Raw genomic sequence first — 18,418 nt, forward strand, 5'->3', positions numbered from 1 at the left:
TTTAATACTAATAAGTCTTAATTTATAGAAATTTGTAATTTATTTAATTGATAATTAGCCATTATTTTTAGTTTTAATATAATATTACCTTGTCTAGTTATCGAATAAATGGTAATACTAAATTTACACATAAAAATGTATGAATCTATTTGTAAATAAAGAAAAAATAGAACTATTCTCATCCTTATAAGGAGGTGAAATCTTGATTTTTTCAATATTACTTTATCTAGTAATATGTATATATTTAGCTAATATTTTTTGTGTTATAGCAACACTTTATATAGAGAGAAAACAATCCATGATTGCCGCCGTATGGATACTTATAATAAATTTTTTACCTTTAATAGGTTTTATAGTATATTTAATCTTTGGGAGAAATATACATTTAAACAATAAAATCACTAGAATAAAAAAGGACTTTGAAGCTCTTTACAATAAGTATTTAATAAGAGAAAAATATCTAATAAACAGTGAAAATGTAGTTTTTACAGATAAAAATACAATTAAATATATTGATATTATAAAGTTAAATATTAATGCAAATAAAAGTATCTATTCACAAGATAATGATATCTCTATATTTACTGATGGTGCAGATAAATATAAATCCCTTATAGAAGACCTTAAAAATGCTAAGGATACTATAAATATTCTATATTTCATAATAAGAAATGATAAAATAGGAGAAAAAATAGTTGATCTTCTTACTGAAAGGGCTAAAGCCGGTGTTGATGTTCGTATTCTCTATGACCAGGTAGGAAGTATTCTTACACCTTTTAATATGTTTAAGAAATTAATAAATGCTGGAGGAAAGGTATGTAAATTTTTTCCTATAACTCTTGGTCATCATATAAGTTTAAACTATAGAAATCATAGAAAGATAGTTGTAATTGATGGGAAAATAGGTTATGTAGGCGGAATGAATATAGGTGATGAATACATGAACTGCGGCAGACGTAAGCTTCCCTGGAGAGATACTCATTTAAGAGTTACTGGTAGTTCAGTTTACTTTCTACAGGAAATATTTTTAACAGATTGGTACTATGCTTCCAATGAAAGGGAAACTCATGAAAAATCCTTTATAAAGCGCCTATTTCCACCAATGGTTAGTAATGATAATGGATCTATAGGAGTACAAGTAGTTTCCAGCGGACCAGATTCAAACAAAGAACAGATAAAGAGAAGTTTTATAAAAATGATATCATCTGCTAAAAAGAGAATATATATTCAAACTCCCTATTTTATTCCCGATGGACCATTTTTAGAAGCATTGCAAACCGCAGCCATGTGTAATATTGATGTGAGAATCATGATTCCTGAAATGCCAGATAAAAAATTTGTATACAATGCCACTACTTCTTATATAAATGACCTATTAGATTATGGCATAAAAGTTTATTTATATTCTGGTTTTCTCCATGCTAAAATGATACTTATAGATGAGGATGTCTGTTCATTAGGTACTGCAAATATAGATATAAGAAGTTTTGCCTTGGATTTTGAAGTAAATCTTTTTGTTTATAATAGACCTTTTTTATTAAAATGTATAGATATATTTGAAGATGACATGAAAATTTCTAAACTTGTGACTAAAAAGCAGTATGATTCCCGGAGTATCTTCACAAGAATTTCACAAGCAATAAGCAGACTTTTTTCACCGCTATTATAAAATAACACTCTTAAACCTTTTTCCTCTAGAAAAATAAATATTGCACATACTATATAAAAATAAACCAGCCATTATTCTTGGCTGGTATTCTCTATAATTTTATTTAAAAATTAATTTTTTATTTTCTATTTAGCTTATAAAAAATATCCTTTAACTTTTCTCTATTTAAAAAGGCAACTGCAGCAACTATAATAATTACTGCTATCACTACTATCAGTAAAATATTATTTAAACCAGAATTAGACTTAATATTTGATGTCTTCTTTCCAGCATTTCCTTCTTGAGAACCATTCTCTGTAGTATCTGTTGTACTATTTAAAGATGAATTCTTATTTGTGCTATTTCCATTTTGCTCTTGAGAAGCTGTATTTCCATCTGCAGCCGGATCTCCACTACTACTAGATGCTACAGTCACCTGATCATTACTGATACTGCCCCCATTATTACTTATACTTCCACTGTTACCACCATTAGAATCACTTTTGTTATTACTAATATTACCGTTATTACTGCTGCTACCTGAATTTGTGTTGGCGTTACTGCTATTATAGTTTCCAGACTGATTTACATTTTCACCGGAATGTCCATTATTACCATTTTCATTATTATTATTTCCTTGGTTCGTATTACTATTATTACTGCTATTACTACCACTATCTGAATTACTCGGTGCCTTAGCAACATTAAAAACCGATTGTGTTTGAGTATTGTAATTAATTTCAACAGATTGAGTATTTACAGACTTTATATTGTCCATATTAAGTGTTACAGGTCCCTCTTTAGTTGCTTTAAAATTTGCATATCCAACAGTAACACTACTCTTATTATCAGGAGATGGATTCTTATTAATTACAGGATAGGTTACTACACCTTTTTTCTTATCTACTGTACTTCCACCAAATACTGCATACCCATTTGAAAATGTGAAATCATTTTCTTCCATTGAAAGCATGCTTGGATCATAGTGAAAGGTAAACTGTACCCCAAACAAATCTACAGCATTATGTGCCTGTACAGTAACTCTTACTGTATCTCCTACATTATAGCTTGACTTATCAGTGGAAAGAACGATCTTTGTACTGCCCTGAGCATATACTTTGGATGTTAAAAATGTAGACATACCAACTATTATTAATATAAAGGTTATTATTAGATATCCTATTTTTTTTATCATTTTATCCTCCTTATGCAAATCATTACCAAATAGATGATATACCAGCCATTAATTTTGACTGGTATACCTATTAAAATTATATTTTTTATTTAATCTTATAATCCAAGAACTTTCTTAGCTACATAGGAAATATCCACTATGTCTATAATTCCATCCTTGTTCATATCAAGTGACTCATTATATCCTGGATCTTTTGAGGTAATTCCAAAGGCTTTTGCTACAAGTACAAGATCATTTATGGCAAATCCTCCTCCAGTTACATCAGCATTGGCTACAACAACTTCGCCTGATGCATCTTCTGCAGTTGTAAATAGAGCTCCATTACCATCAGATACTTTTGCTCCTTTTGCTATTATAAAGGATGTTTTTGCATCTTTGTTTTTAGCTTTAAGCTTAATATCTACCACATTTACATCTCCTGTTATACCCTGAGATGCTCCTGTTAAGCTGGTTACTATTCTCACCTTACCATTATCATCCTTATAATCTATATAGGCCTTACTACTGTCTGCCGCAAAATCTTTGTCTACAGTTACACTTTCTAGTTGAAATAGATTTGTATCATAGCTGAATATGCTGTCAAGACCATATAAATTTTTGGCTCCCTTAGCATTTAATTTAACCTGAACCTCTTCTCCTACTCCAACTAGTGTCTTATCTGTAATTATCCCAAGATTTACAGAATCCATATTTAATTCATTTACGGTTATTGTCACTGCATTTGACTGAACTATTACACCATCCAAAGTAACTATTGCTGTTATATCAGCACTTCCTATCTTATTAGCTGTTACTAATCCTTTATTATTCACAGATACTATAGATGGATTACTGCTTGTATACTGCACTGTTGCTTTTGATAGATCTGCATTGCTGCCGTCATTAAGCTTACCTATAATATCAAGCTGTGATGTCCTTGTCCTATTTAATGTTGTATTCTTCACAGCTATAGTTACCTCTTGTAACTTTGCCAATTTTTCTGAACCTGTTACATAGTTCACTTCTGATCTTGAAACTCCTCCAAAAACATCTGTTGCTTCTGTATACCATCCAGTAGAAGTTTGAGGAACATTGTTCCACTGAGTTGTTACCTCACTACCGCTTTTTACATTTTTAACTTCACCAATTTCATTATTTGTGTACAAGTTGACCTTCATATAATCTGTAGATACTTCCTTTTCTTTAGGGCTTATCTCTAAATCCTCAAAAGGTACTTCAAATTCTTCATTAGTTACAGGAAAATCGGAAACATTGGCATCATAGTCGTCCAATGATGGAGAATAAGTACGGAATATTATTTTCTTATCCTCCAAATCAAAATGCAAAAGTCTAAGATATCCCAATCCGCCTTCAGTAAGTCCTTGATAATCAAACAATATTTGATGAACCTTACGATCCGGAACTCCATCACCATTGTCGTCATATTGAGTTACCACTTGATTTGCACTATGATAATGTCCTGAAAATACCATACAAACATTAGGATTTGGTTTTACAATTTCATTTTGAATTCTCTGAGGAATCGGTCCAAGGCCTCCAGTTACTTCTAGATATTCATGAAAATTAAGTATAGCTTTACGATTAGGATATTGCTTAAGTACACTATTTACCCAGGCAATTTCATCATCTCCAGGAGCCCAGCTCATATAAATCATTATGAAATCTATTCCACCTGCAGATATTAAATCATAATGACCTCTATTATTTTGGTAACCGCCCCCATACCAAGGATTATTCTTATATCTGTCTTCACCAAAATATTTACTGTATTCAGTAAAGTCATTGTTTTTCTGTCCTACATCATGATTCCCAGCTAAAACTCCATAAGGAAATCCTGCCTTATCAAGCATTTTATAGGCATTATCAGCGTTTTGCCATTGATTTCCTACAGTAGAATCATCAACTATATCACCAGTATGGAATAAATACTTAATATTCATCCTGTCCTTATTAGCAAGCAGCCAATTGTGTATATCCAATTGATATTGATACCAGGTTGCATTGTAATACTGAGTATCTGTTTCCCAGGCAAGAGTAAAGTCATAATTAGATCTAGGAGTGTCATTTACATTGCCTGTAGGTATATTTGGATTTGTCTGTGTATTTTTGTCTATGACAGTTTGTGTACCAACAGTCATGTATTCCTGTATAAGCACTTTCATAGTACCCTTAGAAACTCTGTCTTTTACATTCACATCTGCATTTAATTCAAATTCATTATTATCTGTTACTAAACGAGATGCAACTGGTTTCCAGGTATTATCAGTGTAATTCCATACATACATAGCCAGCTTGCTGCCCGCATTAGAAGATCCCTTCCAAGATACATTTGCTATAGCATCCTTCCCAGCATCCTCTGGAACTTTTACCTCAAACATGTGATATGGAAACTTGTCTGTGGATTTATTTATAAGCTTCTGTCCATCATCATTTTTCAATAAATCAAGAGCACTGCCTGTAACTATACTTCCATCAACTGGATGATAGTCTACAGTACCAGATTTCACAGTTATATCCTTATCAGCTGCAGTATACTTGTAGCCTTTTTTGAATTTTACTGTCATATCATCTTGAGTTGGATCAGAGACCTTTGCTTTTAAAATAGTATTATTACCACCAAGTTTAGTTCCATCTGCAGGTGAAAGTAATTCAGGTTTATCCGGATTTTCTACAGGTGTTGTAAAATTAACAGTTTTCTTAGAAATATTTCCTACATTATCTTCTGCCTCTAACTTCAATATATGATTACCGTTTTTAAGAGTAACTGACGAAGTATTATAAGGCAGTGTTATTTTTTCTCCATCCAAAGTTGCATTAAGTGATTTAAGTCCTGAAGTAGCATCCACAGCTGATGCTTCAATATTAAAATTTCCTTTATACTGCTTTTCTGTCATATTAGTTGTAATTTCAGCAGCAGTATTATCAACTTTAACATTGGCAGCTTTACTATTACTGCCATCCACTGCTGAAATGGAATAATTTCCATCTGGAATTTTTGTTGTATCCCATTGATATTCCACAGCTTTATATGCATCATCCGGTATATTAAAATTGCACTCTAATATTTCCAATTTTCCTGCACTATCTCCCATATTAATAAGCTTGTTTGGGTCTTCGTAACCTGAACACCTAAATTCACGTCCATCTGGAAGTATTAGCCTAACATTTTTAACTTGAAAATCATCATTATTTTCTCCATCATAATGTTCAAGCGGACTAGATTTTGTACCTGCGTTTATATTTATTGTAAATTGCTTTCCCTGCTGAAAATATGAATTACTAACAGGTATACTCATTGTCTTCCAATTGGAATAGGTTCCATCATCAAATATACTGAGTATATCATTTCCTATTGTTACACCATTTTTAAACCATGTGTCTGTTTGAGTAACATCAAAGGCAAAAACGGGCTCCTTCTCTAGTCCAGGTTTAGATAGTGAAGTTACATCTTGTCCATTTATTATTAATTTTGCTGAAGATGGATACGTGTCTTCACTGGCCCTTATAGGTACAGTACCTTTAACAATAAAAGTATTATCCACATTTAAACGGAGAGATTCTGTTACTGCATTTTTAAGTGTTAAATGTCTTGCACTAGTTCTTGTGGTATTTACTCCATCTGATGCTTCAAAATAGTAGTCAAAATACTTTTTTCCAATTACATCTGTTGAACTTAAAATTTTATGGAATTTTCCATCACTGCTAACTGTAAGATTATACTTTGTATAGTCACTGTCCACATTACTTTTTAAATAAAGTATTGCAGTCTTAACACTTGTATTATCGGACATATCAACGTTAAAATCAAAATCCACAGCAGGGTCAATTATTGCAGCTGAATTATCTTTAATAGAAGGCAGCTCACTATCTTCTGTCACATGAAGTCTATTAGTTGGCACTTGTGATGGAATCACAGTTCCTGGAGTAGCACTGACTTTTCTGGTCATAACCAAATCAGAAGGATCCTTCGAATTATAGCTATACTGTATTCCCTGATCAGGGTCTGTATCATCAGCACCCTTCATATTGTAAAGTGCTTTATCTAAATCTAATCCTGTATTAGTATCTATTTTAATCCCACGTGCTCCTGAATTTGCCATACCCGCTGAATATATTCGTACGATATCTTTGTTATCAACTAAGGAAGTATTGAAGTACTTATTAAAATCCTCTACAGTCAATGAGTTGTTATTTCCATTTATAATCCACAGAACTAGTGGTTTACCAACCGGTATTACTACATCCTCAGGAGTACTTGGCCACAAAGCGTTGGTACCATTATCAGGATAATTATACACAATTTTGTAATCCTTTAAATTGATATCCTTATCACTATTATTATAAATTTCTATGAACTCATAAGCATCTGACCCATTTATATTGGTTTTAGAATCTGGTAATAATTCTGTTATAAGCAGTGGAGGCTGCTTTTGATCCTCTCCTGTTCCCTGATTAATTGATATAGTATATTGATCTGTTTTCCTTGTATTAGTTCCATCCGAAGCTTCAATATAATATGTAATAGTTTTTGCTGTAAGTTCTGATGATGGAATTATGCCGCTAAAATTATCTTTTCCATCACCAGACATGTCAGCACTCTTGAAATCAGTATCTTTTTCATTTTTATAATAAAGCTTAGCTGCTGCCACTTTTGTATCATCTGCTATAGATGCATTAATTGTAACATCTTTTGTTACATCACTTACATCTCCAATTTTTGTATGATTTATTATAGGTGCAGTTACGTCCTTATGAATAGTTACCCCTTCTTCAGAACTAAGTGCTAGAGGTGAAGGTACACCTACAATTTTTTCTGATGCTGCATTAGAACTTCCACTGTACTTATAATGTGCACTTTTAGTATCATTGCTTGCATCTTCTTTTACATATGCAGCTGAACTTATTTCTGTACCATCATCTTTTTGTACATGTATAGTACGCGGACTTGTATTAGCCATTCCACCTCCACAAGGCATCTTAATTATATATTTATCATCAACTGTGGAAGGAATATTAAACGTACTTTTAAAATCATCTGTAGTAAGACTTGAATTTGAGCCATTGTCTACCCAAACTATAAAAGCTGTTTTCGCTGGGATCTGCACATCCGCATTAATATCCCAGGTAAGACTAGGAGTTGAGTTTTGATAATCATAGATAAGCTTATAGTCTTTGGCATTGATAGCACTCTCTGAATTGTTATACAATTCTATGAACTCATAAGCATCGGCACTGTTTACATTTTTAGTATTTGGCATTAATTCCGTAATAAGCAGTGAAGATTCACGGTCTGCTGCTAGAGCTTTTATTGGGAAATTTATAGAATTAAAAGTTAAAGCTGCCGTTAAAAATAGTGCAATTTTTTGTTTAAGCATTTTTGTCCTCCTTTTTTAATTCTTATTTTTTTGTTAACATTAGAAATTTTACTTACTTAATGTTAGAGAACTATTATGCTTTTGTTAAAATTACTTAATCGTCTTAACTTTAGATTTAACAAACACTCCTCTCATAATAGAATTAGAGCCGTATTTAGATCTTATACTATCCAAAGTCCTATCCAATTTTTCATTTTTCATTTTACCTTCACTGTCAAATAAAGATGTTTGATATAATTCATTAGGAGATAAGTGAGATACGGATACTCCCAGCAGCCTTATCTTATCTCCTCTCCATACCTTGTCAAAAATTTCATAAGCTGCTTTTGTAATGTCTTTTGTAGAATCTGTAGCATTATAAAGTTGTTTTTGTTTGGAATAGCTTATAAAATCACTATTCTTTATTACTACAGTTACTACTTTACAGATACTTTTGGAACTCCTAAGTCTCATAGAAACAGTTTCACATAATGCTAACAAGATCTTATGAGCAGAAACTCTATCCTCTATATCCGCTGAAAGAGTAGTAGAATTTCCTATACTTTTAGCTTTTATGAAAGAATTGTCCTTAACCTCTGAATTTTCAATACCTCTTGCGTAATTCCAGATCAAAGCACCATAATTTTTAAATTCATTTTTCAAAAGCTTCAAATCACAATTAGCAAGTTCTCCTATGGTTTTTATATGTAATTTATGAAGCCTAGGTACCGCTGCTCTTCCTACCATAAATAAATTTTCTACAGGAAGCGGCCACATCTTCTTCTGGATTTCATCTGGATAAAGTGTATGTATTCTATCCGGCTTTTCAAAATCAGAAGCCATCTTAGCCAAAAGTTTGTTGCTAGATATACCTATATTGACAGTAAATCCAAGCTCTTTTTTTATACTTTCTTTTATGCTAAGGGCAAAATTTTCAGGGTCTTCATAAGCTTTTTTTATACCGGTAAGATCCATAAAACATTCATCTATAGAAAACTTTTCTATCATTGGAGTATATGTTTTTAATATGTCCATCATAGCATTACTGTACTTTCTATATAAATGGTGTTCAGGAGGAATTACTTTCAACTGAGGACATTTCTTCTTTGCTGAAAATATAGATTCTCCTGTTTTTATATTATATTTTTTTGCTGAAATGGACTTTGCCAGCACTACACCATGTCGACTTTTTGAATCTCCTCCAATAACAGCAGGTATTTCTCTAAAATCTACAGCTTCACCCTGTTGAAGATTATAAACTGAACTCCAGGATAAAAAAGCAGAATTTACATCAATATGAAATATGATTCTATTTTTCCTATTCCCCATAATTAAAATTACTTCTCCTTTACACAAAATTCAGTTTCATGAATTATTTATTAGCTAAAATCCGCATATTAACATTTAAAACAATTTATAGATATCCAATTTCATAATTAAATATTAATCAGTATAAATAATCTGAATATCCTGATCTAAAAAATTAAAATTTATATTTCAAGTTGAATATCTATATTTTTCTTCTTTTATATAAATAATTACTATATTTTATATTATTAACTATATTATATACGAACATACGTTTTAAATAAAGAATTTTAAGAATAAAATCTGCTAAAAATTCTTACAATATATTTGAACTTTAAATTTATATATAATCTATTAATCCATTGATAATAATGGGTTTTCTATTTTGAAAAATTCTAGAGATAAATTTAATAAGAACAACACTTATAATAGTTAATTGCTTATATGCAGCACAGCTTAAATATAATTACAAATAAAATATACATTCAATGCTAGAAAAACTTAGAAAAAAAGCATTACATATTATAAAAACTATCAATAATAATGAAATTCATTATTAATATCACATACCATAAATATCTACAAATTACTATAATATAAATAGAGATAAATAATTATACTATAGATTATCCAAATTCATAATCAAATGCTGATAACCATAGATAATCTGAGTAGCTTGATATAAAAAAATTTAAATTTATATTTCAAGTTGAGTATCTATATATTAATAAATTATAAATTTAAAGAATTAACAAATGAAGCAGTATGCACATAAATTTAATTTTACAAATAGATTAATTGTAAAATTGTCTCTATTAGAAAAAGGAAGTGATTTTATGATAAAGTTAGTTTTAATAAGACATGGTCAAAGTGAATGGAATAAGGAAAACAGATTTACTGGCTGGGCAGATGTAGATCTATCCCCTCAAGGTGTTGAAGAAGCCAGAACAGCTGGAAAAATATTAAAAAATAATGGATATACTTTTGATATTGCCTATACCTCCGTTTTAAAAAGAGCAATAAAGACTCTCGATATCATATTGGATGAAATGAATCTTATGTGGATTCCTGTAAATAAATGCTGGAAACTTAATGAAAGGCATTATGGTGATCTTCAGGGGCTGAATAAAGCTGAAACTGCTAAGAAATATGGTGATGATCAGGTTCATATCTGGAGACGTTCTGTAGATGTAAGACCGCCTGCTTTAGATAAAACTGATAAAAGGTATGCTGGAAATGAAGGTAAATACAAAGATTTAAGAGAAAATGAAATTCCTCTTACAGAAAATCTCGAGGATACAGAAAAAAGAGTACTTGAATATTGGCATAAGGTTATTGTCCCTGAAATAAAAAAGAATAAAAAGGTTATAATAGCTGCTCATGGTAATACCTTAAGAGCTTTGGTAAAATACCTGGATAAAATACCAGCAAACGGAATAATAAATTTAAATATTCCAACAGGTACGCCTTTAGTTTATGAGTTGAATGATAATTTAAAACCTATAAGAAACTATTATTTAGGCCTTACTGGCGAATTACCTGAAATTCAAATTTCCTTAGATGTGCCTGTAGTTGATGCAAAAACAAAAGAGGATACTTTTAAAGATTTAACTGATGTAGCAGAAAAACAAAAAATACAGCACAGCCACTAATTTTATATTAAATAAGGCATATGAAAATAAATAGTAAGTCAAATATGCGACGGATATTTTGAATTGAGCAAGGAAACAGGTTCCGCAGATAGTGAGCTATCTAAAGTATAAAGTTCAAAGAACAAATATTAAATAGGGAAAGTGATGGTTGTAAATATAGCTGTTAAATGGATAGTTGAAAGTTGACAGTGACAGAATCCAAAAATAAACTATACCACATATACACAGAAAAAATCTGATTATATGTGGTATAGTTTAATTATCTAAAAATATTTATTCTACTCTAAACAAAATTCTTTATATTTTCATCTCTGCTGAATCTATAGGCAGCTACTATAAAGAAGGTAAAAGCAAAACCAAGTATTATTATAAGATTAAGATATATACTTGAAAAGCTGCTATTGGTTTGAAGTTTCTCTATAGCTGATATTACCCATCTTTGAGGTAGAAAATCTGCAATTTTTCTTGCGGCTTCAGGCATAAAGTCCACAGGAAAAAAGCATCCGCTAATCATGCAGCTTGGTGTTATTATTAATGTCATTAATGTATTTGACTGTGTTGAATCCTTGGAAAAAGCCACTAAAAGTATTCCAAGACCAATGGCTACAAACCCAAAACTCAATAGTATTACATACATCTGCCAAAATGGTACATAGGTTTGAATCTTAAAAAGTTTTGTCATAGCAACCAAAGTAATAAATGCCTGAATTGCAACAATTATAAAACTAGAAATCACATTGCCAAGTATATATATCCTAGAGCTTACAGGTGCTGAACATATTCTAAAATAAGTTCTATTTTTCTTTTCCTTAAGAATAATTTCAGTAAAAGAACCTGCCCCTATCATCATAAACATAATTAGAAATCCAATGCTTTGTGAAGTCATTCCCTTACCTCTTGAAGTATCCTGTACACTTGAAGATTTAAAAGATAGACCGCTTCCCTTAAGACCATCATACATTTTATTAAATGCCTGTTTATTTTCCTTAGATGCTTTCCATATATCTAAAAGATTTCTTAAATATATGTTTGAATAATTATTTATCCATGCTGTAGAAGATTCTCCTTTAAGAGATAATATTTCAGGCTTTTTTAAAGAATTATTATATATACTTTCTTCAAATCCCTGTGGAATAGTAATAACACAATCTACCTTTCCTGCTGCTATATCTCCCTTTGGATTTTCATGGTTTATATTGGTGAGCTTGAGACTATTCTGTTTCCCAATGGCTTTTGCAAAATCACTTGATAGTGCACTTTTATCCTTATCTGCAACTCCTATTTTAATAGAACTGCTTCCTATATTATTATATAAAACCATTGGAATCAATATAAAAACTACAGGCATAATAAAATATGTGAATATACTTTTCTTCTTCCCAAAAGTTACTTTTAAATTGTTCATAGCAAGCCAAATTAAATTTTTCATACTACACTGCCTCCTTTCTATATCCAAGAGATGAAATTGCTATAAAAATAACTGATATTAACAAACTTATAAATATTGCTATACCCACAGAACTGAAATCATTGCTGTATATAACCTTAAACATGGCTTCATTAATCCATTTTATTGGAGAAATATTAGCTACCATCTGCATACTTTTACCCATACCATCTAAAGGAAAATATCCCCCTCCTAAAAATGCAAGTATTGTACTTAACATACTTAATAGTCCGCTTAATGCTCCGGTATCTTTTATTATAAAAGAAAGACCTGCCCCAATACTTACAGTCATTACAGATTCTGCTAAAGCTATAACAAATATTGTACCAAGATGATCTCCCCAATAAGCATGAAATACAAATTTACTAAAGGCTATAATTATTGCAATCTGCACTGCTGAGTAAATAATATTTCCAAGTATTTTACCTATTAATATATTATATTTACTTATAGGAGCACAAAACAAACGATCCTGTGTTTTTCCTGTTCTTTCTCCAACTATTGACTGCATTCCATTCATTGAAGAATAAAGTATTATAAGGGTAAGCATGGTTACTGCATAATAATCCATAGCTTCTGGTTTTGTCTTGTCATTCAATGAAATATTTTTAACTAATCCTTCATAGCTGGCATTATTATTAATTTCCTCTAAAGCACTTGGATTAACTTTTGCTATCTCTATTACAGCTCCGTATCTTTGAAGAAAAGACTGCATAATTGATTCTAAAACGCTGCCTTGTATACCAGCCAAATCACTTTTATATAATTTGATTCCATTATTATTTATCTCAATAAAAGCAGTAAAGTTTCCATTTTTAACTGCTTTTATTCCTTTTTCTTCCGTGTTAACCTTTGAATATTTTATTCCAATAGAATTGCCTTTATCTATAAAATTATCAAATCCTTTAGAGAGATCCCCATTGTCCTGTTTTATATATGCTACACTTATATTTTTAAAAGTACTAGAATCACTAAAAGCAGCTGATAATACAGTACCCAATATGAAAATTAATACTATAGGAAATAAAAGTCCCATGGCAAGTGCCTTTTTATTTCTAAAGGTCTGCTTTATGCTTTTAAAAGCTATAATTAAAACACTCATAAATTTTCCCCCTAATCTCTAAGCTTTCTACCCGTAAGGGTAAGAAATACTGTTTCCAAATCCGGAGTCTTTGTTTCTACATTTCTTATATGAATTCCCTTGTCAGTAAAAAACCAAATTATCTTATCCAAATTATTTATATCTTGAGAGCTGCTTATTTTAACAACATTATCATCCAATTCCACACTTACAACACCATTAATACTGTTTAATTCATCTACATCAAAATTGTTTAGGGACTGTACAGTTACCCAAACTGTATTTGTATCAGAAATACTGCTTTTAAGTTCCTCCTTTGTTCCCTCAGCTATGAGTTTACCATGATCTACTATACCAATCCTTGTACAGATTTCCTCTATTTCTTCCATGTAATGACTTGTATATACAATAGTACTTCCCATTTCATTCAATTTTTTAACGGACTGAAGTATATGATTTCTTGACTGAGGGTCAATTCCAACGGTAGGCTCATCCATTATTATAACCTTAGGTCTGTGAGCAATGGCACAGGCAATATTAAGTCTTCTTTTCATCCCTCCAGAAAAGCTCCCTGGAAAACTTTTTGCCTTATCCATAAGTCCCACAAATTCAAGTGCCTCTTCTACTCTTGCTTTCAGTTCACTTCCTCTAAAGCCATAAAGTCCTGAAAAGAACTTAACATTTTCATAAGCTGTAAGATCTTCATATATAGCTATATCCTGAGGAACTATTCCTATATTTTTCTTGGCAAATATTTTATTTTTTCTTATATCTTTTTCCAGTATTTCTATGGTGCCTTCATTAGGTGAAAGCAGTCCGCAGATCATATTTATAGTTGTACTCTTTCCAGCCCCATTGGGACCTAAAAGTCCATATATCTCACCTTCTTCAATATCTAATGTAATTTTATCTACTGCTGCAGTATTTCCAAACTTTTTCACCAAATTTTCAATTTTTACTACTTTCATAGAATCCACTCCTTATATAGATTATTTTAAAAATTTTTATAAACATCTAATTATTTAAAGTCCTTTTAATTAGTATTTTCTATAATTTTCACATCACTAAAAGCTACATCAACCTTTATATAAAAATAAGGTAATCCTCTTTTATATCCTGCTGCTTCATAACTCTGTTCACCAAAAGTAATCCTTGTATTATTAGGAAGTGTTACATTGGCAAAGCTGCTATCTATTCTTATTAGAGCTGGTACATTGGGATTAATTTTTATTACACATTTAGAAAAGGTTACATCAACTTTCATATTTTTATTCTGCAGTGGTGTTACTAATTCAGCACAGTCCAATATGACACTGGAAAAGGTAAAATCATATTTATTATGGAGATCTGTGGCTTTCACTTCTCCACTCATAAACATTCTGTCCATTTTGTTATATCCATTTTCATTACCATACTTTTTTAATATAAATAATATAAAGGCAACAACTATTAATACAAAGACTGCTGAAAATACAAATTTTAATAAATGTGGTGCTATAATAACAACTACGATTATAATTAATAAAATGGTCCAAGTGTTATACTTTCTCATGAATAATTCCTCCTCCTTTAATATTTTAATCCTTCTTGTAATCAGTATAATTTTCACTAAACATAATGCATTGACCTATTAAATTTATAATTTCTATTTACAATATAATTATAAAAAAATAGTGAACCTATAAATAGTACATAAGCTCACTACTTTAATATGATAATATTCACTTTTTATATGTGAGAAAACTCATACTCTAAATTTTATATTTATCAAAGGGCTTGATCCTTGTTTATATTCAGTAAGCAAAAACATTAAAATAGTTCACCTAGGTAAGATAATAAATTGCTATTTGAGTTCTGTGTTCAAGTCCAGTTTTGTTCAATATGGAAGTTATATAGTTTGCCACTGTTCCTTCAGATATATATAATTCCTTTGCTATTTCTTTGTTGGATAATCCTCTTGATATGCTTTCAATTATCTCTATTTCCCTTTTTGAAAATAGAGTTTTATTCAATTTATTTTCTTTACTATTTCCAATTTCTTCTTTTATCTTATCAAATATTATATCCTGAATGACAGTATGACCGCCTTGTACCATCCTTATGGCATCCTTTATTCTCTCTGGTGTATTGCTCTTTAAAAGATATCCTTTAGCCCCATTTTTAATAGCATCCTTTATAAACTCGTCATCATCAAAAGTAGTAAGAATAAGAACCTTTGTATCTGTATTACCGCAAATTTCTCTGGTGGCCTCTACTCCATTTTTCACAGGCATTCTTACATCTAAAAGAGCTACATCTACTTTATTTTTTATGCAATACTTTGCGGCTTCTTCTCCATTTTCTGCACAATAAAGAATTTCATAATCTTTATCCATACTAAGAATCATTTTAAAACCTTCCCTTACTATGGCATCATCATCAGCTATTATAAGTTTAATTGACACTTCTAAATCACCCTCTCTATATAAATTTAATAACAAACTACTGTACAGGTAATAGGCTTATTACAGAAAAGCCTTTAGATCCATCTACTATAAGTTTTCCTCCGAGACTACTGCATCTCTCCTCCATTCCCGTTATGCCAAGGCTTTTTTGTACATTATCTGCCCCTACTCCATTATCCTTTATTTCAGCTTTTATAAATTTGGGAAGTATCTGTATATTTATTGAAATTAGAGATGCCTTAGAATACTTTAAAGCATTGGTAAGTGCCTCACCTACATTATCATATATTACCTTCCATTGCAGTATAGATATTCTATCTAAATTTTCTGAATGAACTAAAGTAGTCTTTATATTATTATTTACTGAAAATTCGTCAAGTAAAATTTTTAATCTATTAATACCTATTTGCTCCCTAGGAGGTTTTATATTCTTTAAAGACAATCTTATACTCTCGGTTCCATTTCGCAATATACCTATAACTCTCTGAATTATTTCTTCCGATTTTAAATTATCCTTTCCCAAAAATAATTTTGCTGCTTCCAGCTGTATTATACTTCCTGACAAAGCATGGCCTATTTTATCATGTATTTCCTGGGAAAGTTTATTTCTCTCCTCAAGTCTTGATAGATATCTTATCTGACTTTCATAATCTGAATTCTTATTTAACCTTATAGACAAGATATGCAACTTTTCTCTCATATTATCATTTTCACTTAATATATATTGTATCCTTTTAGTGTATTTGTAACATGAAAAATATACTATAAAACTTATAAGACTTAAAGTAACATAATCTATTTTCATATAAGGATTGAGAAAATACACAGGGATTAAGGTTATAAGTATGGGAATAAATACTATATCTGTTAAGTCAAAAAATAATTCAAATATACTTATAGGTAAAAGTAATGTAAATATAGGGTCAAGATAATATAAATATCTTACTATAATTATAATAAGTAAAAATAGCAGTGTCTTTTTTAATTTATTTTCCCTCACTAAATAGATAATAGAGTTAGCTGATATATAAATTAAAATAAATAAAACCACCTGAGGGATGGATTTATTTCCATTCACAGCATATTCCATAACACAATAAAATAAAATTACAAGTTTGGTTGCACTAATCCAATGTTCCATTGAAATATAAACCCCTTTAAATATATAATTTAAGCATCTATCCAAGCTTATAGATCGATTTTTTCTATATGTTTTAAATGCCACAAACACTTTTCTGTCCATCTGCAATCTCTACATATATCTTTTACATCTTCTTCAGTGTTTAATCTATCATTTACTATATCAAATCCCTCTTTAGCTCTTATTATGTCACCATTACCAAGTTCTAATTTGGTAAGTACTATATTATCCATATTATAAACTTCTTTATCAATACACTGATTATACCTATTTTTAAAACATGCACTACAGATATCATCACAACTATTAATGAGCCTTATTTTACAATCTAAATTTTCCCTTATGTAATTTACTATTTCACTCATATGAATTACAAATTTACTGCTGTAGCCATAGCCCTGAAATCCCTGCATACATAGGAAATGATGTGCTCTTATATTTAATATTCTTTTATTCATAACTTTTCTCCTATATTCTTGACTAATTTCTAATCTAATTCTAATCTTTCACTAATTTTTCTCTAATCTTCCCTTTCTATAATAAAAGTATAGATTAAGCATAGTAAAAATAACAAGTTAAATCTAGAAAATATTTAGATTTATGAACTAGTTATTTATTAACAAATGCTATAAATTAAAGGAGGAATTAAAATGACATTTAATGTAGAATTAATTGATGAACTTAGAAAGAGAGCTAACGTAAACTATGAGGAAGCAAAGGACGCCCTTGAAAAGTGTAATGGAGATTTAGTTGAGGCTTTAATATATCTGGAAAAACAGAGTAAAGTTAAAAATAATGAAGATACTGGTTTTTTTGCAGCTATTAAAAAGCTTATTAAAAAAGGTAATGTTACAAAATTTATTATCAGAAAAAAAGAGGACGTAATATTAAGTTTACCTGTAACTATAGTAGTAATAGTTACTGTAGTTGCACCTTATGTCACTTTAGGAGCACTAATACTCGCTTTAATTACCGGACACAGATTTAAATTTAAGGGAAAAGATGGAGAACCTTCAAAAGTTAATGAAACATTAGATAAAATATCTAATGTAGTAGATGATGCAAAGAAAAAGTTTAATGAGGATGGTAATTCTAAAACATCTAATTAATTATAGTGAGAAATTTTTCGTCTTTTCTCCTATTAAGTA

General features: G+C 30.3%; 13 protein-coding genes. 3 read left to right on the forward strand and 10 right to left on the reverse strand.

The annotated features are described in order from the left end of the window. Positions 1–202: 202 nt before the first annotated feature. Positions 203–1,669, forward strand: a complete 1,467-nt coding sequence (cls, locus tag CLPA_RS14180; RefSeq protein WP_003443221.1) for a cardiolipin synthase — start codon at positions 203–205, stop codon at positions 1,667–1,669. 118 nt (positions 1,670–1,787) lie between these two features. On the opposite strand, the gene CLPA_RS14185 is transcribed toward cls, so the two are convergent. From CLPA_RS14185 to CLPA_RS14195, 3 genes are all read right to left on the reverse strand, one after another. Then, a complete protein-coding gene (locus CLPA_RS14185; RefSeq protein WP_003443224.1) occupies positions 1,788–2,843 on the reverse strand; it encodes a cohesin domain-containing protein in 1,056 nt (351 codons plus the stop codon). A 95-nt stretch (positions 2,844–2,938) separates the two neighbouring features. Continuing rightward, positions 2,939–8,218, reverse strand: a complete 5,280-nt coding sequence (locus CLPA_RS14190; RefSeq protein WP_003443226.1) for a lamin tail domain-containing protein — start codon at positions 8,216–8,218, stop codon at positions 2,939–2,941. A gap of 90 nt (positions 8,219–8,308) precedes the next feature. After that, positions 8,309–9,526 carry a DNA polymerase Y family protein gene (locus tag CLPA_RS14195; RefSeq protein ID WP_003443227.1) on the reverse strand — a complete coding sequence of 406 codons (1,218 nt, stop codon included), beginning with the start codon at positions 9,524–9,526 and terminating at the stop codon, positions 8,309–8,311. An 815-nt stretch (positions 9,527–10,341) separates the two neighbouring features. On the opposite strand from CLPA_RS14195, the gene gpmA reads away from it, so the two are divergent. Continuing rightward, complete coding sequence (gene gpmA, locus CLPA_RS14200) at positions 10,342–11,157, forward strand: 2,3-diphosphoglycerate-dependent phosphoglycerate mutase (protein WP_003443229.1); 816 nt, start codon at positions 10,342–10,344, stop codon at positions 11,155–11,157. 283 nt (positions 11,158–11,440) lie between these two features. On the opposite strand, the gene CLPA_RS14205 is transcribed toward gpmA, so the two are convergent. The 7 genes from CLPA_RS14205 to CLPA_RS14235 form a co-directional block, all read right to left on the reverse strand. Continuing rightward, complete coding sequence (locus CLPA_RS14205; protein ID WP_003443231.1) at positions 11,441–12,586, reverse strand: ABC transporter permease; 1,146 nt, start codon at positions 12,584–12,586, stop codon at positions 11,441–11,443. A 1-nt stretch (position 12,587) separates the two neighbouring features. After that, positions 12,588–13,706 (reverse strand): ABC transporter permease, encoded by a 1,119-nt coding sequence (locus CLPA_RS14210; protein WP_003443233.1) that lies wholly within the window; start codon positions 13,704–13,706, stop codon positions 12,588–12,590. Between the two features lie 11 nt (positions 13,707–13,717). Then, positions 13,718–14,653 (reverse strand): ABC transporter ATP-binding protein, encoded by a 936-nt coding sequence (locus CLPA_RS14215; RefSeq protein WP_003443235.1) that lies wholly within the window; start codon positions 14,651–14,653, stop codon positions 13,718–13,720. Positions 14,654–14,718: 65 nt separating this feature from the next. Further along, positions 14,719–15,237 (reverse strand): hypothetical protein, encoded by a 519-nt coding sequence (locus CLPA_RS14220; RefSeq protein ID WP_003443238.1) that lies wholly within the window; start codon positions 15,235–15,237, stop codon positions 14,719–14,721. A gap of 271 nt (positions 15,238–15,508) precedes the next feature. Then, positions 15,509–16,129 (reverse strand): response regulator transcription factor, encoded by a 621-nt coding sequence (locus CLPA_RS14225; protein ID WP_003443239.1) that lies wholly within the window; start codon positions 16,127–16,129, stop codon positions 15,509–15,511. A gap of 37 nt (positions 16,130–16,166) precedes the next feature. Next, on the reverse strand, positions 16,167–17,270 hold the full coding sequence (locus CLPA_RS14230) for a sensor histidine kinase (protein WP_003443240.1): 1,104 nt from the start codon (positions 17,268–17,270) through the stop codon (positions 16,167–16,169). 47 nt (positions 17,271–17,317) lie between these two features. Further along, on the reverse strand, positions 17,318–17,728 hold the full coding sequence (locus CLPA_RS14235) for a DUF1284 domain-containing protein (protein WP_003443242.1): 411 nt from the start codon (positions 17,726–17,728) through the stop codon (positions 17,318–17,320). Between the two features lie 192 nt (positions 17,729–17,920). Between CLPA_RS14235 and CLPA_RS14240 the strand changes: the two genes are divergently transcribed. Continuing rightward, the gene (locus CLPA_RS14240; RefSeq protein WP_003443245.1) at positions 17,921–18,379 is read left to right on the forward strand and encodes a DUF4342 domain-containing protein; all 459 of its coding nucleotides are present in this window, start codon (positions 17,921–17,923) and stop codon (positions 18,377–18,379) included. Positions 18,380–18,418 lie beyond the last annotated feature (39 nt).

The organism is Clostridium pasteurianum DSM 525 = ATCC 6013, from assembly GCF_000807255.1.
GTDB classification, from domain to species: domain Bacteria; phylum Bacillota; class Clostridia; order Clostridiales; family Clostridiaceae; genus Clostridium_I; species Clostridium_I pasteurianum.